This is a genomic window from Parabacteroides sp. AM17-47 (assembly GCF_003434625.1).
In the GTDB taxonomy this organism is placed as follows: Bacteria; Bacteroidota; Bacteroidia; order Bacteroidales; family Tannerellaceae; genus Parabacteroides; species Parabacteroides distasonis.
Genome location: NZ_QTLI01000012.1, coordinates 120,172 through 143,100, shown reverse-complemented (window position 1 = coordinate 143,100; position 22,929 = coordinate 120,172). Strand labels below are relative to the sequence as shown.

Genomic DNA, 22,929 nt, shown 5'->3' with positions numbered 1-22,929 from the left:
ACTTTTGCACTCGGAATCCGTACAAACGGATGTTTTTTTAACAGGACAGAAGAAGTAATGAAGACACAAGAAATACGTATCGAAGATTATAACTATTCGTTACCGGACGAACGAATCGCAAAGTTCCCATTGCCTAAAAGGGATGAGTCCAAACTTTTACTCTACCGTAACGGGGAAATAAGCGAAAGTATCTTTAAGCATATCACGGATTATCTTCCCCAAAACACCTTGATGGTATTCAATAATACCCGGGTCATACAAGCCCGCCTACTTTTCCAGAAAGAGACCGGCGCACGCATCGAGATTTTCTGTTTGGAGCCCATCGAGCCTCATGATTACGCCTTGATTTTTCAAGAGACCCGACGCTGTAGCTGGACTTGCTTGGTTGGCAACCTTAAGAAATGGAAAGAAGGCACTTTATCCAAAACGATCTTCATTAAGGATCAACCGGTCGTGCTGACAGCAGATAAGAAAAAGTCTCATGGTGACACACATTTGATCGAATTCACATGGGATAACGAGACTTATACATTCGCCGATATCTTGGATGCCGCCGGGGTCTTGCCGATTCCTCCTTATTTACACAGAGAAACAGAGAAGAGCGACCTACAGACCTATCAAACGGTTTATTCTAAGATAAAAGGCTCCGTCGCCGCACCGACCGCCGGACTTCATTTCACTCCGGAAGTACTTGCCGATATAGATGCTCGGGGCATCGGGCGGGAAGAAGTCACCTTGCATGTCGGAGCGGGTACCTTTAAACCGGTAAAAAGCGACACGATCGAAGGGCACGAGATGCACACGGAATTTATCTCCGTCCGCCGCAGTTCCATCGAACGTATCAAAAGCAACCTTGGAAATATCATCGCCGTAGGAACGACTTCCGTACGGACCTTGGAAAGTCTCTATTACATGGGCGTGATCCTAGATAATAACCCGGAAGCGACTTCCGAAGATCTCGTCGTAAAACAATGGATGCCTTACGACACCAATAACAACCGGCTGACAGCGGAGCGATCCCTTCAAAACATCCTCAATTATCTGGATAAGCATGATGCGGATACGCTGGTAACGGCTACGCAAATCATCATCGCCCCGGGCTATGAGTTCAAGATCGTAAAAGGAATCGTCACCAACTTCCACCAGCCCAAAAGCACCTTGCTCTTGCTGATCTCCGCTTTCGTAAAAGGAAACTGGAAATCCATCTATGAGTATGCCTTAGAGCACGATTTCAGGTTCCTGAGTTATGGGGATAGTTCCTTGTTATTGTAACAGACATACAATAAGATCCCATACAATTCGTTATATTTGCACGAATATATTCCAGATTGAATGAAAGCGCATTTTACTATATATATTTTATTTTTGCTTATCGTATCTTCCTTGTATTCCTGCAAATCGGCGAAGTTGAGCGATGCCGAGGAGAAGCAGCGTATCGGGGAATACTATGAGGCAGCCGCCATTTATCGTAAGGTTTACACGAAAACATCCCCGAAGAAAAGGGATTTGCGCGGCTATATCGCTTACCGTATGGCCGAATGTAACCGGTTGATCAATAATACGGCGAAAGCGACTAGCGCCTATATGAACGCCATCCGCTATGATTACCCGGATAGCACCGTCTACCTACGCATGGGACAGATGTTACAGAAGACCGGACGTTATCCGGAGGCGATCAAGAACTACGATATCTATATGGAGAACGATCCTAGCAATTTATTAGCTATCAACGGCATACAAGGATGCGAGTTAGCTCCCGGATGGAAAAAGAACCCTACCCGCTACGAGGTAAGACGCATGGATAAATTCAATTCCCGCCGGGGAGAATTCAGTCCGATGCTGGCCGGAGATAAATACGACCAACTATACTTCGCTTCTTCCCGCTCGAAAGACAAAGACGCGAAAGTTAGCGCCATCACCGGGCAAAATAACAATAACCTCTTCCTTGTCAAGCAAGACGAGAAAGGGGCTTGGCTAGCTCCCGTAGAGCTCGAAGACGAGGTGAATACGGAATACGACGAAGGAACCCCCTCTTTCTCCCCCGATGGAAACACGATGTATTATACCTATTGCGCCCAAGATCCGGAAGGCCCTCGTACTGCCGAGATTTACATATCTACCCGAAGCAGCGCCAAATGGGGAAAAGGAACCCGTGCGACGATCGTAAAAGACTCGGTTACCGCCCTCGGTCATCCTTCCATCTCGCCGGACGGCAAATACTTGTATTTCGTATCCGACGCCGTGGGCGGTTTCGGTGGCAAGGATATTTTCCGTGCCCGGGTAGCGGGAAACGATTTCGGCCCGATGGAGAACCTAGGAGAAGAGATCAACACCCCGGGAGACGAGATGTTCCCGTATGTCCGGGATTCCGTCACCCTTTATTTCGCGTCCAACGGACATCCGGGAATGGGCGGCCTCGATCTGTTCAAGGCCACGCAAGACAGTACAGGGAAGTGGAAGGTCGAGAACCTAGGCGCTCCCATCAACTCTATGGCAGACGATTTCGGTATCACCTTCGCCGGAAAAGAGGAACGGGGCTTCTTCTGCTCCAACCGCAACGACGCACGGGGCTATGACCATATATATTCCTTTGAACGGCCTACGATCACCATCTTCATCGAAGGAATCGTAAACGATGTCGATGAATATCCGATCGAGGACGCTACCGTACGCATCGTCGGAAAAGACGGACTGAACGTGAAAGTCCCGGTCAAGAAAGACGGTACCTATCGTGTCGAGTTGGAACGGGACATCCGTTATGTCATGATGGCCAGCGCCCGTGGTTACCTCAACCAGAATTACGAGTTGCATACCGGCCCCGAGGAGAAAAACGAGACGTATATCGTGGATTTCTTCCTCTCTCCGATCAGCAAGCCGGTTGTTATCGATAACATTTTCTACGATTTCGATAAAGCGACCCTTCGTCCGGAATCCAAGAAAGCTTTGGACGAGATGATCAAGATGCTGAACGATAACCCGAACGTAACGATCGAACTGGGTGCCCACACGGACCGGAAAGGTACGGACCAGTATAACGAGCGTTTGGCTCAACGCCGTGCGCAATCGGTCGTGGATTACCTAATAGCGGGAGGTATCGAGGCGGCTCGTCTGGAAGCGAAAGGATATGGAGAAAGCGTTCCCAAGACGATCAATAAGAAGATGGCTAAACAATTCGATTTCTTGAAAGAAGGCGATGTGCTTACCGAGGAATTCATCCTTGCCCTGCCGCCGGAACAACAAGAGATCGCCGACCAGATCAACCGCAGAACGGAATTCAAGGTCTTACGTACAAACTATAACTTATTTTGAGGGAGCAAAGAGCGTGATCTCCTTAAAAGAGACCGGCCAATCGATCGCACTCATCAGCACATCGAAGGACAGGCGTTGCTGATAAGAGACCGAGGACTCCCTTGAATACAAGTCATGAGCTACCAAACCGATCATCATCTTAACCTTATAATGCAATTCCTTGGATAGTACCAAGCAGGCAAGTACACTCAAATCTCTCGCTTCTTCCCAATCCCGATCCGCAAAACACATCTCCCTTTGAAGTGCCGGATAATGACGAGTCCGCATGATCAGATCCGGATCACGGACCTCACACGCACCTTCCACTACATCCAATAATATACGACAGACAGCCAAACGTTGCTTTTTAATTACCTCCATATACGTTTCCCTCAAACCGGACCGTTCACCTTGTTCGGTATTTCTATATGCTACAAAAAAGAAGCGTGGGAACTGTTAATCTACTATTCGAAACTGAGGCATCGCCAAACACCCATCGGACAAATAATAAACAACAGCCCACGCCTTATTACGTATACTATTAGGCAGTATATATAACAAGCGTGAGCGTTTAGTTGCCTATTATCTCTGTCCGACTTGAAACTTGGCGATTTTCAGTTCCAAAGATAATATCTTAAACGCTTATCGTAATCACACTTTGATTCATAAACCCTTGAATTTCCACAAGAGTTTACTTTATCGATACAAATATAACGCTTTTTCTCATACATCATATGGATTTATTTTTCTCTTTTAAAATCTATTGGGAAAAGATGGCGTATACTCTCTAGCGATAAATCCTTCCACTATAAACAAGATGCTTCCGTGAGTAAAAAAGAGAGGCGCATATACATCCTATTTAATGTATATGCGCCTCCACCATTATTTGGATATTTCCAAATCCGGAACTTTCTTCCTTATTTACTCTACCGAGAACTTATAAATACACTCACTCGTATATTTCTCGCCCGGACGAAGCACTACGCTCGGGAATGTCGGCTGGTTCGGGCTATCCGGGTAATGTTGAGTCTCCAGACATAGAGCGCCACGATGCGGGTAAACCACACCTAACTTGCCTTTATCACCCGCTTTCGTCATTGAGTTACCGGCATAGAATTGAAGACCCGGCTCGTTGGTGTAAACTTCCATAACGATACCGCTTGTCGGAGATACAACTTTAGCGGCTACCTTATTGATATCGCCGGCGGCGTTCAAGATCCAATTATGATCGTAACCACCACCGTAAACCAATTGCGTAAACGGATTGTCGATATCTGCGCCTACCACTACCGGTTTGCGGAGATCCATCGGCGTGCCTTCCACGGGTTCGATACCGGTCGGGATCAACGTCTCGTCCACCGGGTTATATGTATCTGCGTCGATCATGATCGTATGATCCATGATTTGCGAGCCGGGGACGCCGGAAAGATTAAAATAACTATGGTTTGTCAAATTCACGACAGTAGGTTTATCCGTCGTCGCCTCGTATTTAATATCAACGGCGTTATCATCCGTCAGCTTATAGATCACCTTGATATCCAGATTACCGGGGAAACCTGCCTCACCGTCTTTCGATAGATAAGTCAACTCCAAGGTTTGGTCATCGATCTGTTTCGCGTCCCAAACTACCGCGTGATATCCTTTCGGACCTCCATGCAAGCAATGCCCGTTATTATTCTGCGGAAGTTGATACTCCGTTCCGTCCAACGTAAACTTACCATTTGCGATACGGTTGCCATAACGTCCGATCAAACCACCATAGTTATTATCCGGAAAAGCTACATACTGAGCGATATTATCATACCCAAGCACAACATCCGTCATCTTACCGTTCTTATCAGGCACCATCACGGAAACCAAGCGTCCGCCCCAATTCGTTACGCAAGCCTCAGCCCCTTTCTTATTCTTCAACACATACAAAGCAGTCGGCTTACCATCTACCTCAGATACAAAATCCGACTTCATCAAACCAGAAAGAGTGGCCTCTTCCGTAGCCGCCCCCTTCTCATTCTTACCTCCGCATGACAATAACATACACACTGCCATGACCGCAAAACAAAGTTTTTTCATCTCTTACCTTTAAAATTAATAAATGTTATTCTTCGGGCAAAGATACGCATTCTATCCACATGAGGTCCAATATCCTTACGCATTTTCTCGGGAATCCTTACCGATTTCTACTCGAAGTACTACACCCTTCCTCTTGACATCTTAATCATCCACCAATTGGTAGATGATCATGCAACAGCCGTTGGAAGATCATGCAACAGCTGTTAGATGATCATCCAACAGCTGATAAATAAGCTAGACCTTCATACAAATCCCCTAATACCTCCCGAAGAAACAGCCAAGGATACATGAAGAAACCGTTTGAATCCTCAACCGATTTCATATTTTGACCCGTTATTCTAGTATAATACGATTCACTTTTGTACATTTGCACACTATTGTAATAAGTGAGTAATGAAACAATATTTAGAGCTGCTCAATAGAGTGCTTACCGAGGGAGTTAGAAAAGAAGACCGGACGGGTACGGGAACGATCAGCGTATTCGGTCATCAGATGCGGTTCAATCTGGAAGAGGGATTCCCGCTACTCACTACCAAGAAGCTGCATCTGAAGTCTATCATCTACGAATTGTTATGGTTCCTGAATGGAGATACCAACGTAAAATATCTGCAAGATCATGGCGTACGCATCTGGAACGAGTGGGCCGACGCGGATGGTAGCCTTGGGCATATATACGGTTATCAATGGCGGTCATGGCCGGATTATAAAGGAGGATCTATCGACCAGATCACCGAGGCCGTGGAGACGATCAAGCATAACCCGGATTCACGACGAATCATTGTAAGCGCATGGAACGTGGCGGACTTAGACAACATGAACCTGCCTCCTTGCCACGCTTTCTTCCAGTTTTACGTGGCGAACGGACGGTTGAGCCTACAATTGTATCAACGTAGCGCGGATATTTTCCTTGGCGTTCCGTTCAACATTGCCTCCTATGCCTTGTTATTACAAATGATGGCACAAGCTACCGGCCTTAAAGCGGGAGATTTTGTTCATACGTTGGGAGACGCCCATATCTACAGCAACCATTTGGAGCAAGTTAAGTTACAATTGACACGTGAGCCACGTGCGTTGCCCCGTATGGAGATCAACCCGGACGTAAAGAGCATCTTCGATTTTAAGTTCGAGGATTTCAATTTGACCGGATACGACCCACATCCCCACATCAAGGGAGAAGTGGCCGTCTGAGAATTGGCAGTTGACGATGGACAGTTGACAGTTAATTCATAAATCATAAATTACAAATCATAAATCAATAAGTCTATGAGTACAATTTCTATCATCGCAGCAATCGCAGATAAAAGCGCGATCGGAAAGAATCAGCAATTATTATGTCACATGCCTTCAGACATGAAGCGTTTCAAGGAATTAACCACGGGACATGCGGTAATCATGGGACGTAAGACATTCGAGTCTCTCCCTGTAGCGCCACTGCCCAATCGGAAGAATGTCGTATTGACGACTATGCCCGAGGCTGGTTTCGTGAATTGTTTCGCTTGCGAGTCTATGGGGGCCGCTCTGGATTTATGTGAGAAAGAGGACGAGATATTCATCATTGGCGGCGCGTTGGTCTACAGACAGGCCTTGAGAATAGCCGACAAAATGTATATTACCCGCATCCATCATGAGTTTCCCGACGCGACCTCGTTCTTTCCCGTCGTAAACTGGGACCTTTGGGAAGAGACTGAACGTGAGGAGTATCCCGCAGACGAGAAGAACCCTTACCCCTACACCTACATCACCTACGTGCGCAAAAAATAAACATTAACGTACGTTTTACAACTTTTTGCTCTTTCTTTGTATCTATATAGGAAAGGTTTATTGTTAAACTTATAAAACCCAAAAGATATGAAGATAAGAGCAATTATTTTATCTGCCCTGATACTTTGCGGCATCTCGGCGGTTATTATGTATAGCCGGGCCGCCCAGCCTCAACAAAAAAGTTCTGTTATCACGCAAGCTATAAACGATAAGAATACCCCTATGGTGATCAAGAATCTTATCCTTAAAATGAAAGAACAGATGGAGGTAAACGATGATCAGTTCCCGGAACTGATCAAGGAGGTGGAGAATTACACCAACAGCCTGGCCGACTCGGCTTCCGTGGCGGTATTACATTCCATGCTGGCGGAGATGTATCAGAACTACTACCAACGGAACCAGTGGACCATCAACCAAAGAACCCAATTAAGCGGTTATATCCCGGAGGATATCCGGGTATGGACTTCCAACTTATTCACGGATAAGATCAAGGAAGAGATCGATTTATCATTGCGACCTACGGCCTTATTGCAAAATACGCCTGTCAGCAAGTTCAAGGATATTCTGGAGATCGGAAAGGACTCGCAAACCCTGCGTCCGACCCTCTATGAGTTCCTTGCCTTCCGGGCACTGGACATCCAACCGACCGTACAGATCTATAAAGACTTGATCGCCTTTCAAAATAAGGAGCCGAATATGAAATCGGTCCTCCTTACGGAATTGGATTACCTACGATTCCTTTACGGGGATAAAAGGGATAAAGAGTCTTTCGAGGCTTACATGAACGCATTGGATGAGCTTTACAGGAACTTAGCTTCTCAAAACTATGCCACCGAGATCTTAATCGCTAAATTGGATTTGGTTAGCGGCAGTATGTTTCGTTACGTCTCTACCCAATGGGATTCTATCAAAGCGGAAGAGGTGAAACTATGCGAGGAGGGTATCAAACGATATTCCGGTTACCCTCGCACGGCTATCTTAAAGAATCGCTTGGCGCAATTGGAACAACCTACTTTATCCGCATCTACAAACAATACGGTTTATCCGGGACAGCAACTGGGGATCAAGCTGGAATATAAGAATGTACAGAAAGTCATCGTACAAATCTATCGAAGCTCGAAAACACCTTTACAAGCGGCAGCCCATACATCCGCAAAAAAATCAAGTAGCAGCACCTTGGGACAACTCGTAAATGAGAAGACATTCTCTTTGCTACTGCCCAACACCTATTCGCAGCAAGATACGACCTTACATATATCTATGGATCAACCGGGATTGTATGAATGTGTCGTAACCGTACCCGGACAACAGCTAAAGACGATCAATACGGTTAGCGTAACCCGATTGGCCGCGATCTATCGTAATCTTTCCGGTAATAAACAAGAGGTCATGGTTACCGACTATCTTAGCGGGAAGCCTGTTGATGGGGCTATCGTTACCTATTACGGAGGTCAGCGTCGTAGCTTGCAAGAACTGGGTACCGTCAAGACAGACCGGGAAGGCTTGGCCACGCTTCCAGCGAACAGTCAAGTATTGGCGTTCCAAGCCAGCAGACCGGGAGATACCAACGCTATGTTGACAAATATCTATCCGATGGGTTCCGGCCACAAACCGGAAAAGAACCCGATAGAAGTCTCTATCTTTACGGACCGTGGGCTTTACCGTCCGGGACAAACCATTTTCTTCAAAGGCCTCGCCTATGTAAAAGACTCGAACGACCCGCATACCGTGGCCGGACAGCCTTTTACGGTGACCTTATACGACGCTAACGGGAAAGAGATAACCCAGAAGAAAGTCACGACCAATGAGTTCGGTTCCTTTAACGGAGAGTTCTCCCTCCCCAAACAGACCCTAAGCGGCGTCTTCCGGTTAAGTACCGGACAGATGAGCGTATATATTCATGTAGAGGAATACAAACGTCCGACTTTCCAAGCGTACTTCCTCCCGATCAAGGGCGATATCGCTTTCGGCGATTCCGTAACCATACAAGGCAAGGCGGCTACATTCTCCGGCGTGTCGCTGCCCAGCGGAGATGTCACTTGGCGTATTACACGCAGGCCCTTCCTGTTGTGGAGGTATTTCCGTCCGAGCGCTCCGACACAAGTTGCGGAAGGGAGTACCACCCTTTCCGGCGATGGGACATTCAGCGTATCTTTCCGTCCCCAAAAAGAGGAGGATACGAATCCATACGCTTCCGCATACCAGACCTACGAGGTATCGGCTACCGTAACCGATAGCAAGGGAGAGACCCAAGAGGCGAATTACACCTTCTCGGTAGGAGAATCCAGTATCGTCTTATTCACGAACCTACCGCCACAAATCGAGAAAGACTCGGTAAAAGCCGTAGTCGAAGCCCGGACAATCAATGGGGAGATGGTTTCCACCTCCGGTACTTTCAAGATCGTAGAACTGATCGCGAACCGATCCGATAAGAATAGCGGAGAGAGCTATCAAGAAGGCAAGCAAGTAGCTTCCGGTAGCTTTACCAGTGGCAAGGAGATCAGTCCGGCTATTTTCAACCCATTGCCCTCCGGACGTTATCGCATTTTAGTAGAAGCCAAAGATAGCCAAGGACGACCCAGTAAAAACCAGTCCGATTTCATCCTATACGGAAAGAACGACAAGCGTCCTCCCGTATTTACCCATACTTGGCTGCTGAAAGAGAAGACAACTTGTTTACCCGGGGAGGAAGCGGAGATCGTATTCGGCACCTCCGACAAGGACGCCTACGTACTCTATGAATGGTTTGCCGGAAATAACCGCATCCATCACGAGTTGATAAAGCTAAGCGACGCGAACCATCGGTTTAAGATCCCGTTCAAGCCGGAATATGGAGAGGGAATCATCGTATCCTTTACGTTCGTAAAAGAGGGTGAGCTATATATCACACAAGTACCCGTAGAACTTCAGCTACCCAACCGGCAATTAACCATCAAGCCGATAACCTTCCGGGATCGTTTACTTCCGGGAAGTAAAGAGAGCTGGAAATTCCGTATCACCGACGCGGACTCCACGATCGTATCCGCCGAGGTACTGACCAGCATGTATGATGCCTCGCTAGATAAAATCATACCATTCAATTGGTATTTCTCCCCGCGGCGAACGATCTTGCTACAAGCTCCCCGTTTCTCAACCGGAGCCGGATTCCAGCGTAGTTATCAATATGACCAGACAGAGGCCAAGTATATAAAAGTACCTCAATATCAGTATGACCGTTTAAATTGGTTCGGTCTATTCAATGAGATTGTCATACGAGGATACGGTTCCAGCAACCGGGCTTTCGCCACGGGTGGTATCATGCTGAAATCCGCGGCAGCCCCAGTAGTGGCGGAATCCATGAACATCATGGAAGACAGCGCCGTGTTAGAAGAGCCTAGTGTGGAATCTACGGAAGGGGAACCCGTGTTCAGCCTATCCGATCCTTTCGCCAAAGAGAGCAGCCAGCCGATAAGTCCGGAGCAAATCCGGCAGAACTTCGCGGAAACCGCCTTTTTCTACCCGACCTTACAAACGAACGAGGAAGGAGACGTATTCGTAAATTTCACCCTGCCGGAAAGTAATACGACTTGGAAACTACAGATGTTGGCCAACACCAAAGACCTAAAATACGGTCTGCTTACGAAAGAGGTCATTAGCAGCAAACCCTTGATGGTTCTACCGAATCTGCCTCGTTTCGTCCGCCAAGGGGATGAGGTCAGCATCAGCACGCAAGTCATCAACAATTCCAAGGAAGCGGTATCCGGCCGTGTACGCATCGAACTATTCGATCCCGCTACAGACCAACCGATTATCTGCTTGAGCAAGTCACAACGTCCGTTTGAGTTGCAACCGGATAGCATCGCTACTGTAAGCTGGATGATCCCGGTCCCCAAACAGATCAGCCTACTGGGCGTACGTATCCTAGCCGACTCTGAAAAGGGAAGCGACGGGGAGCAGCAGATCGTACCGGTTCTTTCCAATCAATTGCTCATCACGGAAAGTACCCCGTTCTATTTGCTCAAGGAAGGAGAGAAACAAATCCGTATCTCCGGGAACTCGGAGGGAGCGACACCGTTCCGTCTCACGCTGGAGATGACCGGGAATCCGATTTGGTACGCGGTACAGGCATTACCAACGATCACACAGCCGAACAATGATAATATCTTATCTTGGTTTGCCGCTTATTACAGCAATACGTTGGCTTCCTATATCGCCCAAGCCCATCCCCGCATCCAGAAAGTGATCAACCAATGGACCGCCCAAGGAGGGAATGCCTCTACCCTCTATTCAAACTTGGAAAAGAACCAAGAGCTGAAGAACATACTCTTGGAAGAGACGCCTTGGGTACTGGCCGCCGATAACGAGACAGAGCAAAAACAACGCTTGTCTTTATTGTTCGACCTAAACCGTGCGGACGGATTACGGGAAGCGGCCTTGCAACAACTGATCCAACAACAGAACGAAGAGGGTGGATGGAGCTGGTTCAAAGGTTTCCCCGCAAGCCGTGCGATCACGCTTTCTATCCTGAAAGGTATGTCACAGCTTGTACAGCTAAACGCGATCCAATATGGGCAAGCGGAGAAAGAGATGCAAATGAAGGCCCTCAAGTTCTTGGACAAAAGTATGCAAACGGATTATGAGAACTTGCTGAAATACGATAAGAAATGGCAAAACGCATGGCCCTCGCCGGAGCAGGTAGAGTTCTTATTCGTCCGCAGCTCCTACCGGGATATCCCGGAACTGGGAGACGCCCGGGAAGTGATCCGTTTCTATACGAACCAAGCGGAGAAGCACTGGAATCAATATTCTTTAATCAGCAAGGGCGAAATCGCCTTGTTAATGCATCGAAACGGTAAAAAGGAGGTGGCGACAGCGATCCTGACAGGACTAAAGAAGACCGCTACGATCTCCGAGGAGAAAGGTATGTATTGGGCAAACAACCGCAGGGGGAGTGATTATTTCACCTCACCGATCGACACGCATTGCTTATTAATGTCCGTCTTTAACGAAATCGCGCCGGATACCCAGAATACAAACCGGATGAAACAATGGTTGCTAAACCAGAAACGTACACAAAACTGGGAATCCGTACCCGCCACGGTAAACGCCATTTACGCCTTGCTACTCACGGGTAGTGATTGGCTGAACACGCAAAACACCTGTGTAGCGACATGGGACGGCAAGACCTATAGTACAGCGGAAGGGGAAATCGCTACCGGTTACCTCAAAACGATACTTCCGAACGAGCCGGTAAATAGTTCCGCCAACCCCGTGCTCTCGATCCGCAAGGAAGGAAACACTCCGGCATGGGGAGCTGTTTACGAGCAATACTTCCAAGAGATCGACAAGGTAAAAGGACAAAAAGGGGTGTTGAGTGTCGAGAAGAAATTATTCGTCGAGACCAATAACGGTACCAACCGCCAAATCCGTCCCGTAACACCGGAGCAGCCGCTCCGCATCGGAGACAAGGTAATCGTTCGGCTAACGATCCGGACAGACCGTGAAATGAATTACGTATTCTTGAAAGATCTACGTGCGGGCTGCTTCGAACCGGCCGATCAACTTTCCAGCCCGGAATCAAGAGACGGTATCTGGTATTACAGATCCCCAAAAGACGTATCCGAGAATTTCTTCATCAATCGTCTGCCGGAAGGTACGTTTGTCTTGGAATATCCGGTCTACGTATCCCGTAGCGGCGAATACGCCGGAGGTATCAGTACGATTCAATGTATGTACGCCCCGGAATTCGTGTCGCACACCGCCGGAGAAAGCTTGCGGATCATGCCCTAAACAAGCCTTTTCTTACAATGCCCGTTCTAACCTCCTTACAATGCCCAGTATAAGGAGGTTAGAATGGGCACCGTAAGAAGCGTTATCTTCCTCTAATTTTCAATTTTCAATTCTCAACTTTCAATTGAAATGACTATCTTTGTAATTCGAATTAAAACTAAACGATAAGATGAAACAAATAGTTTTTATTTTCATGGCGATCCTGTTAGCGACAGGAATGGCTTCGGCTCAGAAGAAAGCAGTTATTTCCGCGGAAACAACCAGTTTCGACTTCGGTACCATCAAGGAAGCGGACGGAAAAGTATCCCATACGTTTGAAGTATCCAATACAGGCGATATGCCTCTGGTCATTACACGTGTAATCGCGTCTTGCGGATGTACGACCCCGGAATGGCCGAAAGAACCGGTAGCTCCGGGTAAGAAAGCCCAGATCAAGGTTACTTTCGATCCGGCAGGACGTCCGGGTCCTTTCACGAAGACCATTTCCGTATACAGTAACGGGAAAACCGGAAGCTTCATCATGAACATCCGGGGAGAGGTTGAATAAGAAATACGTAAAAAACCCCCAATTGGAATGCTGAATATAAAAAGGTTGATCCTTGCTCTTACAGCAATTATATCTATAACGACAGCTTGGGCACAACAAGGCGCCCAAATCTTGTCGGACGAGTTGACTTATAATTTCGGGACAATAGCCGAGGCCGATGGATTCGCCAGTCATACTTTCACGATAAAGAATACGGGAGACGCCCCTTTGGTCATCACCCGTGTTACTGCGTCATGCGGTTGTACACGGCCGGAATGGACCAAGTCGCCGATCGCTCCCGGTAAGACCGGTGAAGTTAAGATAACGTATAATCCGAAAGGACGCCCCGGCCCGTTTTATAAAACCGTATCGATATTCAGCAATGGAAAGAAAGGGAGTTACAGCCTAGCCATTAAAGGAAATGTCACCCCGAAACCTTCGCAGCCGGTCTTTACGTATCCTTATTCTATCGGTGATCTGAAGCTGCATACGAAGACTGTTCTATTCAGCAGTATCCGTCCGGAGGAAACGTTGGGCGAGAAGATCAACATTAAGAACGAGGGAAAGACCTCGGCTACGATTCATCTGGGTAAAGTACCTCACTACCTTAACGTACAGGTGAACCCGGCTACCCTTCAACCGGACGAGGTCGGTGCCATTACGATCCTTATGGATGCCAAGGTCTTGAAGCGGAAAGGACGAGTCTCTACGCTTTTGCCGGTCATGGTACAGAACGCCGGAAAGAAGGAAGTATCCGGAGAGATCCAGATCTCCGCCAACGTGATCGATAATTTCAGCAAACTATCCGCTGCGGATAAAGCCCAAGCCCCAATAGCGGAATTATCCGGCACTTTACTGGAATTCGGCAAGCTACCGAACAAGAAAAACATCGTTCCGTTGATCGGTGGTAAAGTATCGGGTACATTTGAGATTACGAATGCCGGAAAGACTCCGCTCACGATCTACAGCGTCACTTGTGATGATGAGCGTGTCGATTTGTCCGGCGGCAAGAAAGAACTTAAACCGGGAGCGACCGCTACTTTCAAAGTAACCTTGCGACCGAAAGAGATAAAGACAAAACTTGAAGCACTTATTAATGTCGTATGCAACGACCCGAACGGGCCTATTCGCTTGATCAAGGTCACCGCATATAAATAATGAATTATTAATATGGAACATCCAGAAAACGATGATCAGTACAAGGGATTGAAAGTGAATAAGGGCATTGCGGATGTCCCTACCGTAAATCCTTATATAAAAAAGCGTGCCCAACGCAAGGTATATACGCCTTCCGAATTCGTGGAAGGTATCTTAAAAGGGAATATCACGATACTCAGTCAAGCGGTTACCTTGGTGGAAAGCTCTAAGCATGAGCACCAACAGGTGGCGCAGGAGATTATAGAGAAATGTTTGCCTTTCGCTGGAAAATCGGTCCGTATCGGTATTACGGGTGTTCCCGGAGCGGGAAAGAGTACCTCTATCGACTCTTTCGGCATGCACTTGATCAACCAAGGGCGTAAGCTTGCCGTACTAGCGATCGACCCGAGTAGCGAACGCTCGAAAGGTAGTATCCTAGGAGATAAGACTCGTATGGAGGCCTTGTCGAGAGAGAAAAACGCCTTTATCCGTCCTTCACCATCCGCAGGCTCCTTAGGGGGGGTCGCCCGTAAGACCCGTGAGACGATCGTATTATGCGAGGCCGCCGGTTTCGACACCGTATTCGTAGAGACCGTGGGTGTTGGACAAAGCGAGACGGCCGTACATTCTATGGTGGACTTCTTTCTATTGATCCAACTTGCCGGTACCGGCGATGAATTGCAGGGTATCAAGCGAGGTATCATGGAAATGGCGGACGGTATTATTATCAATAAAGCGGATGGAGACAATATCGATAAGGCGAATCTCGCCGCCGCTCAGTTCCGGAACGCTTTGCATCTTTTCCCACCTTCGGAATCAGGTTGGTTCCCGAAAGTATTGACTTATTCCGGTTATTACAACATAGGTATCAAGGAAATATGGGATATGGTCGGAGAGTATATGGAGTTCACCAAAAAGAATGGCTACTTCAACTATAAACGTAACGAGCAAGCTAAATACTGGATGTACGAAAGCATCAACGACACGCTGCGGGATAAGTTCTACCATAACCCGGCGGTAGAAGGCATGCTGGAACAAACAGAGAAGCAAGTCTTGAACAACGAGATCAGCTCGTTCGTGGCAGCCAAACGAATGATTGATTTATTCTTGGATCATATCGCTACGAAATAAAAGTATAAGAATGTCGCACGATCGGATCATGCGACACTCTTTTTCACTTGAACCTTACATCAATTCCTTTATCTTCTTTCGCTTTCACGGCTAACGTGCGTCCTTGTCTCTTTACCTCTCCTGTGATGAATTCAGGTATATTGTAGGATTTCATAAAGCGAAAATAAAAATCCGTATCCTTCTGGGGTAACAGGAAAGGTTTGCAAGCCTGTCCTTTCTCATCGATATAAGCGATAAACGGTCTTGTATACAAACCGTCCATCCGCCGGCTGCTAAACACGATCCAACGGCTATCGCTACTCCATGAATGATAGCTTTCCACATCGTCGCTATTCGCCGCCTCCAATGGATAACTTCGCAGAGTCGATAAATCAATCATGTACAAATCAGCATCCTTATGCCAAATAGAGAAATTCCCATAACCGGACAAGGTATAGAGCAAATACTTTCCATCCGGGGAAACCCGGGGAAAAGAAACGCTTTTATCGATCTCCGATGCCTTATACAAAGTATCGACTACCGTCCCGAAACGGCGTGTAGCGGGATCGAACGAGACTGAGCATAGATCGTATCTCACTTGATCGTATTCCTTGGGCATCGTACGGACTTTAGCCGAACAGAAATAGAGCGTATTTCCATCCGGGGAAAATGTAGGGAAAGTCTCGAACGCTCCCTCTGAAGACAACAGCGGAGAAGTCACGATCTCATGCTTTTGCGTATCATAGACGACCACATCCGAAGCCGAGTCGAATACCTCCACCCGATTCCTATCGTTCATATGAAACGCTTGCTTGGTTTTATTCACAGAGAAAGCGACATATTTTCCGGAAGGATGCCAAGAAGGATAGACCAGTGGAGAAAGGGTCTGATCGGTCTTCGTATTCAGCTTCTCCACCCTATCTCCATCGATCAATAAGGTACAAGAGTAGGTCTCACGCATATGGAAAAGCATTTTCTCCGGATTCTGCATACAGAAAGAATGGCAGTTCATACAGTTATTGCCGCTCATCTTATTTTCGATGATCGCGTTCTCCGTATAATTTTCCAAGTTACGTTGATAGATACCCATACGGTTCCACAACTCATAGCCCGGTTCGATTAAACGATAAGCCAACCAACCATCGACCGGCTCCTTCGCCACCTTGATGATGAAGGGGGCATACGCGATCCATTCATCATTCACGAAGGCTTGTACGGTTACATTCAGATGATTCCCGGAAGCGGTACGCAACAGCCTTTTCCAACCGGAGGCCGGGATCACGAAACAAGCGTCTTTCCCGGTCTTGATCTCTAATTTCTCCGGGCCACATTCGAGAATGGCACGGGCCTCAGCGCAAGCGTCTTTCAGCTTAAAATTCAAGGGGGCTATATTCGGCGGGATTGTCACATCCGCATAATCCGGAAAGATCTCCGGCTTGACTTCCAGATTCTTCTGTATACGTACCGGACCGGAACAAGCCATCAAGCCCAGAATCATCCACAGACATATACATCTTATTATATACATTTTTCTCATCTCCTATTTAAACATATAATAATACCAATACGTATCGCCATAAGAGCGATACATCAAACCGGGCAGCGCATTACTATTATTCCGCCCAGCGAGCACTTGCCTCTTATAATCGGTGAATCGCCCTACGATAGATTCCGAGACACCGAAACGTTTCCAGTAATCCGGATCTTTCTCCGATAGGATGATGACCGCCTCTTGAAAAGAGACCGGTAAAGAAGGGAGTAAATCCGTTCCGTAATAGGTTTCCACCAACGTCTTAAAGCGCGTCACATCTTTTGCTAAAAGATAGAATACGCCGGCATAGTGGAAAGCGGCTTTATTGGAAGGATTCTGCTCCGCCAAGCGAATCAAGTCCGTGTCGAATCCATCCATCTGGATCAGATGATTCTCAGCTAGCAGGTTCCTGCGCATATTCCCCAATAGAGGATCTGTCTCGACCGCCTCATCATTATACAGGAATTTCCGCTGCGCTTTGGCCCAATCCTTATAATAGAAAGTATTCTCTAAGACAGCGATATATTTCTCCGCGACCGGATAGGCTCCATAAATCAAGTTCGTTTGTACCAAACGTTGCGTCATGCGGGGATTTCCATCACATAAGGCACCAATATTACTTTCGAAAGCCATCTCTTGAGCCGCGGCGACATTTCCCATCGTAAAATAAACATCACTCAGCAAGGCGGATATGGTAGTCGATTTATTCCATGCCACCATTAATCCACGAGGCCCGTGCTGCGTGTACTTAAACGCCTCATCCGCCAGAATACCTTTCCGGGCCAAAGCCATATTTTGGTAACATAAATAGAGTTGATTAGTGGTCGGCTCCTTGCATGATACCAAGATCCGGTCCCATTGCTCTGTCCGGGTAAAATAGTCCATCATCTTCAAGCGGTATGATTTCTGTTCGCCATATAGATCGAAGCCTTTCCAGAAGATAAGCCCTAAGATAATGAATTGGGAGATTCCCAGCGCTAGACGCTTTTTACCAGCCCATGATTCCTTGTTTTTACAGAGGCAGGTTACAACCAGCGCCGCATAGAAAGCGATCCATGAGAAATAAATTACCTTATCCGGCACCAAACGGAAATAATAATAACTATCCGGTAAAAAGACAAAGCGGTATTCTCCGATCACCGAGTAACGCACACATAATCCACCCAAGATCAACACGATCATCGGTAAAATCGCGGAATAATACCAACGGGGCGTCCGGCTCATGGCCTCGTATCCCATCATGGACAAGGCAAACAACAAAGAGACCGGCCCGGCCAACCCAAAGAGTAACAGGGAGGCAAACAGACTTGCTATCAAACGAGGTATGAAATTCCTTATCCCTAAAACGAGATATAAAGCAAGCAGCATCATACCGAAGGCTACCGTTCCTTGAAACCTGTAATTAAAATCCCATTGCACAAACAACAAGGATAGGACGGGAAGCCAAGCCCATAAAATACCATGGCTTCGCGGATCGATCCGCCTCAAGATCGCCCAGAACAAGGCCCCTAGGCTTGTCAGCAGGGCCGCCGTTATCATAGCTCCCACATTCGGGAGAATGAAGAACTGCACCAAACAACCGGAAAGAACCATCGCTAAACCTCCCGGTTGCATTAACTTATCGATAATAAAAATGGGAGTCAACTGGAATAACTGGTTCTGCTCGACACAGTAAAAGTGGTACTCACTGAATATCCTCAAGAAGATAAACAGAAAGACAAATACGATTACATTCAAGGCCACGCCGCTATACTTCTTCATGATATCAGGTTCTTCAAATAAAAACCCGGATGTACGCAATCGCTACATCCGGGTTCCTATTCGTATAAATATATGCCTTATTTAGATTGAAGAAACACGGAGCGTGTTCAACAAATCCCGGTTAATAGGCTTATCATTCTTGATCGCTTTAGAGAACGGTACATAAACGATCTGGTCGTTCTGGATACCCATCATCACGTTACGTTGATCATCCAACAAGGCATCGATCGCGGCCACACCCATACGAGTCGCCAAGATCCGGTCTTGTGCCGTAGGAGAACCACCACGCTGCAAGTGACCTAAAATAGAGACACGCACATCGAACTGCGGATATTCCTTCTTCACACGCTCAGCGACACCCATAGCGCCACCGGTTACCTCACTTTCGGCAACCAATACGATACTACTGTTCTTGGACTTACGGAATCCATTCTCGATCATCTCGGCCAATTGGTCTTTCTCCAAGGAGATTTCCGGGATAATAGCGGCTTCGGCGCCAGAAGCGATCGCTCCGTTCAACGCCAAGAAACCCGCATCGCGCCCCATAACCTCCACAAAGAACAGACGATCATGCGAGGTAGCGGTATCACGGATCTTATCCACGCATTCCATGATCGTGTTCAAGGCCGTATCATAACCGATCGTCGTATCCGTGCCATACAAGTCATTATCAATCGTACCCGGCAATCCTACGATCGGGAAATTAAACTCCTGAGCGAAAATACGCGCTCCCGTCAACGTTCCGTCACCACCGATAGCGATCAAGGCATCGATCCCATGCTCTTGCAACTTATCATAGGCCTGTTTTCGTCCCTCGGGAGTCTTGAACTCCACGCAACGGGCGGTCTTAAGAATTGTTCCACCGCGTTGAATTATATTACTGACATTTTGTGTCTTAAACTCTTCAATCTCATCTAGGATCAACCCTTTGTAACCACGGTAAATACCTTTCACTCTCATTCCGTTATAAATAGCGGAACGTGTTACCGCACGAATAGCGGCATTCATTCCCGGGGCATCACCTCCGGACGTTAAAATACCAACACACTTTACTGTAGACATAGCGTCATTGATTTTAATGTTCTCCGGCAAAAGTAGTAAATATTTAGTTATCCTTCTGTCTTTCTCCCGGAAAGTTCACGTAATCTTAATCAAAATATCATTCCGAAGCATTCAGTTCCTTGATCCGGACCGCCACTTCCTCCATCAACCACTTGGGAGTGGATGTAGCGCCGCAAACCCCGACCCGGCGCACGCCCTCGGGCAAAGGCTCGGTAATCTCTGATACCTCGGAAATAAAAAGCGTATTCGGGTTCGCTTTCCGGCACTCCTCGAACAGCATCTTTCCGTTGGAACTTTTACGACCGGCCACAAAATAGACCCAATCGTGGCTGGAGGCGAACGCTTTTATATTCGGAAGACGATTCGCCACCTGACGGCAAATCGTATCGTAATAATTAAACTCCACCCCTTCCGCCATCCGCTGCTTGATCTCCGCCACTACCGCCTTGAATCCATCCAAGGACTTCGTGGTTTGGGAAAACAGACTGATCGCACGGGTAAAGTCCAGACGATCGAGGTCTTCTATTTTCTCGATAACAATCGCCGTGCCTTCCGTCTGCCCCACCAAGCCATTCACCTCCGCATGGCCTTTCTTCCCATAGATAACCAACTGGGTGTTATTCGCCCGGGTCTCTTGATAACATTTATGGATCTTGCGCTGCAAACGCAAGACAACCGGACAAGTAGCGTCTATAATCGTGATATTGTTTCGCTTCGCTAAAGAATAGGTAGAAGGTGGCTCGCCATGCGCCCGGAGCAACACCTTCCGGTCTCTCAACTTTGAAAGGCCATCATGATCGATCGTATGCAGCCCCATATGCTCCAACCGCTCCACCTCCAAACTGTTATGAACGATATCGCCTAGGCAATACAGCGTATCCGTATTACCCAGCTCCCGCTCCGCGCTTTCTATGGCGGTGACAACCCCAAAGCAGAATCCGGAATCTTTATCTATCTCGACTTCTATCATATCTATAATATCATTAACAAACAAGCACTTACAGTTTTCTTAATTTTCAATCACAAGAAACTAAAGTTTCTTCATAACAAAACTAGAGTTTTCCCTAAGAGAAACTTTTGTTTCCTAGTAACGAAACTATAGTTTTCATTCGAAGAGACAAAAGTTTCTTTATAGGAAACTCCAAGCACTCGTTTATGAACCGATCGCTTTATGATATTGTTCCAGCAACCAAGCCTTTTGCTCGTCCAAAGTCATATGGGAATTATCCAATACCAAGGCATCATCAGCTTGTCTCAAAGGACTTTCCTCCCGGGTTGAATCTATATAATCCCGCTTCTTCACATTCTCCAGCACTTCCTCGTAAGAAGCGGGGATCCCCTTCGCCTCCAGCTCATCGACCCGGCGCTTGGCACGTACCTCCGGCGAGGCCGTCACGAAAAGCTTCAACTCCGCGTCCGGGAATACGACCGTACCGATATCACGGCCATCCATCACGATGCCTTTCGCCTTCCCCATCTCTTGTTGCTTAGCGACCAACGCACGGCGCACAAAGCCTAGAGTGGCTACCGGACTCACTTTATCCGCCACTTCCATGCCACGGATCTCTTTCTCTACATTCACACCGTTCAAATAGGTATCCGGCCGGCCAGTCTCCGCGTTCAAACGAAATGAAATATCGATATCATGGATAGAAGCCTTCAGCTCTTCCTCCTTAATCTTCTCTCCCTCAAAAAATCCATGCTGGATGCAATACAAAGTCACGGCCCGATACATGGCACCCGTATCGATATACGTATATCCGATCTCCTTGGCAAGATCTTTTGCCATGGTACTTTTGCCACTGGAAGAGTGGCCGTCTATAGCGATAACTATTTTCTTCATATATATATTAATGTATAGGTTTATTCTGTCACCTTCTTAAAATCGGCCAAGGTCGTAGATACGCTAATCATCATCGACATGGCGGACGGATGATATTTCGCCAGCGAGAAGCCCACGTCAAACATCTTGATCCTTACGCCTGCGCCAGCCGAGAAGCCGGAGAAACTTCCCCCGCCTTTCAACTTCATATCCATATTGACCTTCGGATTGAATCCTACGCCCACCCAAAAGTTCTCGGACGGGATAAAATCCACGCCGATGATAAAATGCTTCGCCAACGTCTTAACAAAAGAATCCCCTTCATACTCTTTATCCGTATTATCGATATAATCGAACTTCCAACGGTTCAAGTATTGGGCCGTCAAAGAAAAACGAATCGGGGCATGCGCCATTTTCTGCGTGATACCCATCTGGATATCCCAAGGCATCTTTTGTCGCTCATCCTCGTAAGCTTTCAGTTGCGCGCCGATATTCTTCAAGGCAAAACCAAAGGAAAAGCCCTTATCCGAATTATAATAACTCAATCCCGCATCCACGCATAAACCGATAGAGGTATAATCAGCCAGCCCCGAATACAAGAACTTCAACGACAATCCACCCCGCCAACGCTCGCTCAAGTCGCGGGAGTAGAAACCATTCACGCTGATATCTTTCGCCGAAAGACTTGCTCCGGTCACGACATTATCCGGCAACACCTCCTGGATATCGCCATAGCTTATAAACGTAGCGCCTACGCCCCAAGCCCCTTTCTCGCCATGCGCTTTCGTGAACAAGGCACTCCCTACGTTGATATCCGAGATGTAATTCATATAATTCAAGTTGATCATCCCATCCATCTCCGTGCCTAGCAACGCCGGATTATGAAAAATAAGTGAAGGATCTCTTTCTACCAACGCCACGGTATGCCCACCCAAGGCGTTAGCCCGGGTCGAGGTCGGGAAACGTAAGAAAGTATACGCCTCGCTCCCGTTTTGCGCTGAGACAGACAGTGTAACAACGAATAAAATCAGTATAAATAGTTTATTTCTCATATTTTCATGCAAAAAATCGTTCAAAGATACATTAATTCGG

General features: G+C 47.3%; 16 protein-coding genes. 8 read left to right on the top strand and 8 right to left on the bottom strand.

Annotated elements, in window-relative coordinates:
• Positions 1-57: 57 nt before the first annotated feature.
• Together DW205_RS11635 and DW205_RS11630 are read left to right on the top strand one after the other, a co-directional pair.
• Positions 58-1,272, top strand: coding sequence for an S-adenosylmethionine:tRNA ribosyltransferase-isomerase (locus DW205_RS11635; protein ID WP_008777933.1), 1,215 nt, complete (start codon positions 58-60; stop codon positions 1,270-1,272).
• 60 nt (positions 1,273-1,332) lie between these two features.
• Positions 1,333-3,309, top strand: coding sequence for an OmpA family protein (locus DW205_RS11630; RefSeq protein WP_005868464.1), 1,977 nt, complete (start codon positions 1,333-1,335; stop codon positions 3,307-3,309).
• Here the strand turns inward: DW205_RS11630 and DW205_RS11625 are convergent.
• Positions 3,301-3,669 (bottom strand): hypothetical protein, encoded by a 369-nt coding sequence (locus DW205_RS11625; protein ID WP_005858880.1) that lies wholly within the window; start codon positions 3,667-3,669, stop codon positions 3,301-3,303. The two genes, DW205_RS11630 and DW205_RS11625, sit on opposite strands and share 9 nt — an antisense overlap.
• A 540-nt stretch (positions 3,670-4,209) precedes the next feature.
• Positions 4,210-5,358, bottom strand: coding sequence for an aldose epimerase family protein (locus DW205_RS11620; protein WP_005867945.1), 1,149 nt, complete (start codon positions 5,356-5,358; stop codon positions 4,210-4,212).
• Positions 5,359-5,751: 393 nt separating this feature from the next.
• Here DW205_RS11620 and DW205_RS11615 point away from each other — a divergent pair, with 393 nt between their 5' ends.
• The 6 genes from DW205_RS11615 (at position 5,752) to meaB (ending at position 15,682) form a co-directional block, all read left to right on the top strand.
• Positions 5,752-6,546, top strand: a complete 795-nt coding sequence (locus tag DW205_RS11615; protein WP_005858887.1) for a thymidylate synthase — start codon at positions 5,752-5,754, stop codon at positions 6,544-6,546.
• A gap of 75 nt (positions 6,547-6,621) precedes the next feature.
• Positions 6,622-7,119: a dihydrofolate reductase gene (locus DW205_RS11610; RefSeq protein ID WP_005858889.1), complete on the top strand. Its 498-nt coding sequence runs from the start codon at positions 6,622-6,624 to the stop codon at positions 7,117-7,119.
• 87 nt (positions 7,120-7,206) lie between these two features.
• Entirely contained in the window at positions 7,207-12,888 is a 5,682-nt protein-coding gene (locus DW205_RS11605) for an alpha-2-macroglobulin (RefSeq protein ID WP_005867943.1), read from the top strand.
• A 169-nt stretch (positions 12,889-13,057) separates the two neighbouring features.
• The gene (locus DW205_RS11600; RefSeq protein WP_005858893.1) at positions 13,058-13,435 is read left to right on the top strand and encodes a DUF1573 domain-containing protein; all 378 of its coding nucleotides are present in this window, start codon (positions 13,058-13,060) and stop codon (positions 13,433-13,435) included.
• A gap of 27 nt (positions 13,436-13,462) precedes the next feature.
• On the top strand, positions 13,463-14,572 hold the full coding sequence (locus DW205_RS11595; RefSeq protein ID WP_005867942.1) for a DUF1573 domain-containing protein: 1,110 nt from the start codon (positions 13,463-13,465) through the stop codon (positions 14,570-14,572).
• A 12-nt stretch (positions 14,573-14,584) separates the two neighbouring features.
• On the top strand, positions 14,585-15,682 hold the full coding sequence (meaB, locus tag DW205_RS11590) for a methylmalonyl Co-A mutase-associated GTPase MeaB (protein ID WP_005867941.1): 1,098 nt from the start codon (positions 14,585-14,587) through the stop codon (positions 15,680-15,682).
• A gap of 43 nt (positions 15,683-15,725) precedes the next feature.
• On the opposite strand, the gene DW205_RS11585 is transcribed toward meaB, so the two are convergent.
• The 6 genes from DW205_RS11585 to porQ all read right to left on the bottom strand — a co-directional run bounded on the left by DW205_RS11585 (position 15,726) and on the right by porQ (position 22,889).
• The gene (locus DW205_RS11585) at positions 15,726-17,198 is read right to left on the bottom strand and encodes a PD40 domain-containing protein (protein ID WP_008777932.1); all 1,473 of its coding nucleotides are present in this window, start codon (positions 17,196-17,198) and stop codon (positions 15,726-15,728) included.
• A gap of 3 nt (positions 17,199-17,201) precedes the next feature.
• Positions 17,202-18,953, bottom strand: coding sequence for a DUF6057 family protein (locus DW205_RS11580; RefSeq protein ID WP_005867939.1), 1,752 nt, complete (start codon positions 18,951-18,953; stop codon positions 17,202-17,204).
• Positions 18,954-19,034: 81 nt separating this feature from the next.
• Complete coding sequence (gene pfkA, locus DW205_RS11575) at positions 19,035-20,015, bottom strand: 6-phosphofructokinase (RefSeq protein WP_005858904.1); 981 nt, start codon at positions 20,013-20,015, stop codon at positions 19,035-19,037.
• A 97-nt stretch (positions 20,016-20,112) separates the two neighbouring features.
• Positions 20,113-20,985: a 4-hydroxy-3-methylbut-2-enyl diphosphate reductase gene (locus DW205_RS11570; protein ID WP_005867938.1), complete on the bottom strand. Its 873-nt coding sequence runs from the start codon at positions 20,983-20,985 to the stop codon at positions 20,113-20,115.
• Between the two features lie 183 nt (positions 20,986-21,168).
• Positions 21,169-21,858, bottom strand: coding sequence for a (d)CMP kinase (gene cmk / locus DW205_RS11565; protein WP_005867936.1), 690 nt, complete (start codon positions 21,856-21,858; stop codon positions 21,169-21,171).
• A 20-nt stretch (positions 21,859-21,878) separates the two neighbouring features.
• Complete coding sequence (gene porQ / locus DW205_RS11560; RefSeq protein ID WP_005867934.1) at positions 21,879-22,889, bottom strand: type IX secretion system protein PorQ; 1,011 nt, start codon at positions 22,887-22,889, stop codon at positions 21,879-21,881.
• Positions 22,890-22,929: the final 40 nt, after the last annotated feature.

Excerpts from the sequence above, each read along its gene's own strand:
- DW205_RS11635 (WP_008777933.1), top strand. The coding sequence starts at position 58 with ATGAAGACACAAGAAATACGTATCGAAGATTATAACTATTCGTTACCG.
- DW205_RS11630 (WP_005868464.1), top strand. The coding sequence starts at position 1,333 with ATGAAAGCGCATTTTACTATATATATTTTATTTTTGCTTATCGTATCT.
- DW205_RS11625 (WP_005858880.1), bottom strand. The coding sequence starts at position 3,669 with ATGGAGGTAATTAAAAAGCAACGTTTGGCTGTCTGTCGTATATTATTG.
- DW205_RS11620 (WP_005867945.1), bottom strand. The coding sequence starts at position 5,358 with ATGAAAAAACTTTGTTTTGCGGTCATGGCAGTGTGTATGTTATTGTCA.
- DW205_RS11615 (WP_005858887.1), top strand. The coding sequence starts at position 5,752 with ATGAAACAATATTTAGAGCTGCTCAATAGAGTGCTTACCGAGGGAGTT.
- DW205_RS11610 (WP_005858889.1), top strand. The coding sequence starts at position 6,622 with ATGAGTACAATTTCTATCATCGCAGCAATCGCAGATAAAAGCGCGATC.
- DW205_RS11605 (WP_005867943.1), top strand. The coding sequence starts at position 7,207 with ATGAAGATAAGAGCAATTATTTTATCTGCCCTGATACTTTGCGGCATC.
- DW205_RS11600 (WP_005858893.1), top strand. The coding sequence starts at position 13,058 with ATGAAACAAATAGTTTTTATTTTCATGGCGATCCTGTTAGCGACAGGA.
- DW205_RS11595 (WP_005867942.1), top strand. The coding sequence starts at position 13,463 with ATGCTGAATATAAAAAGGTTGATCCTTGCTCTTACAGCAATTATATCT.
- meaB (WP_005867941.1), top strand. The coding sequence starts at position 14,585 with ATGGAACATCCAGAAAACGATGATCAGTACAAGGGATTGAAAGTGAAT.
- DW205_RS11585 (WP_008777932.1), bottom strand. The coding sequence starts at position 17,198 with ATGAGAAAAATGTATATAATAAGATGTATATGTCTGTGGATGATTCTG.
- DW205_RS11580 (WP_005867939.1), bottom strand. The coding sequence starts at position 18,953 with ATGAAGAAGTATAGCGGCGTGGCCTTGAATGTAATCGTATTTGTCTTT.
- pfkA (WP_005858904.1), bottom strand. The coding sequence starts at position 20,015 with ATGTCTACAGTAAAGTGTGTTGGTATTTTAACGTCCGGAGGTGATGCC.
- DW205_RS11570 (WP_005867938.1), bottom strand. The coding sequence starts at position 20,985 with ATGATAGAAGTCGAGATAGATAAAGATTCCGGATTCTGCTTTGGGGTT.
- cmk (WP_005867936.1), bottom strand. The coding sequence starts at position 21,858 with ATGAAGAAAATAGTTATCGCTATAGACGGCCACTCTTCCAGTGGCAAA.
- porQ (WP_005867934.1), bottom strand. The coding sequence starts at position 22,889 with ATGAGAAATAAACTATTTATACTGATTTTATTCGTTGTTACACTGTCT.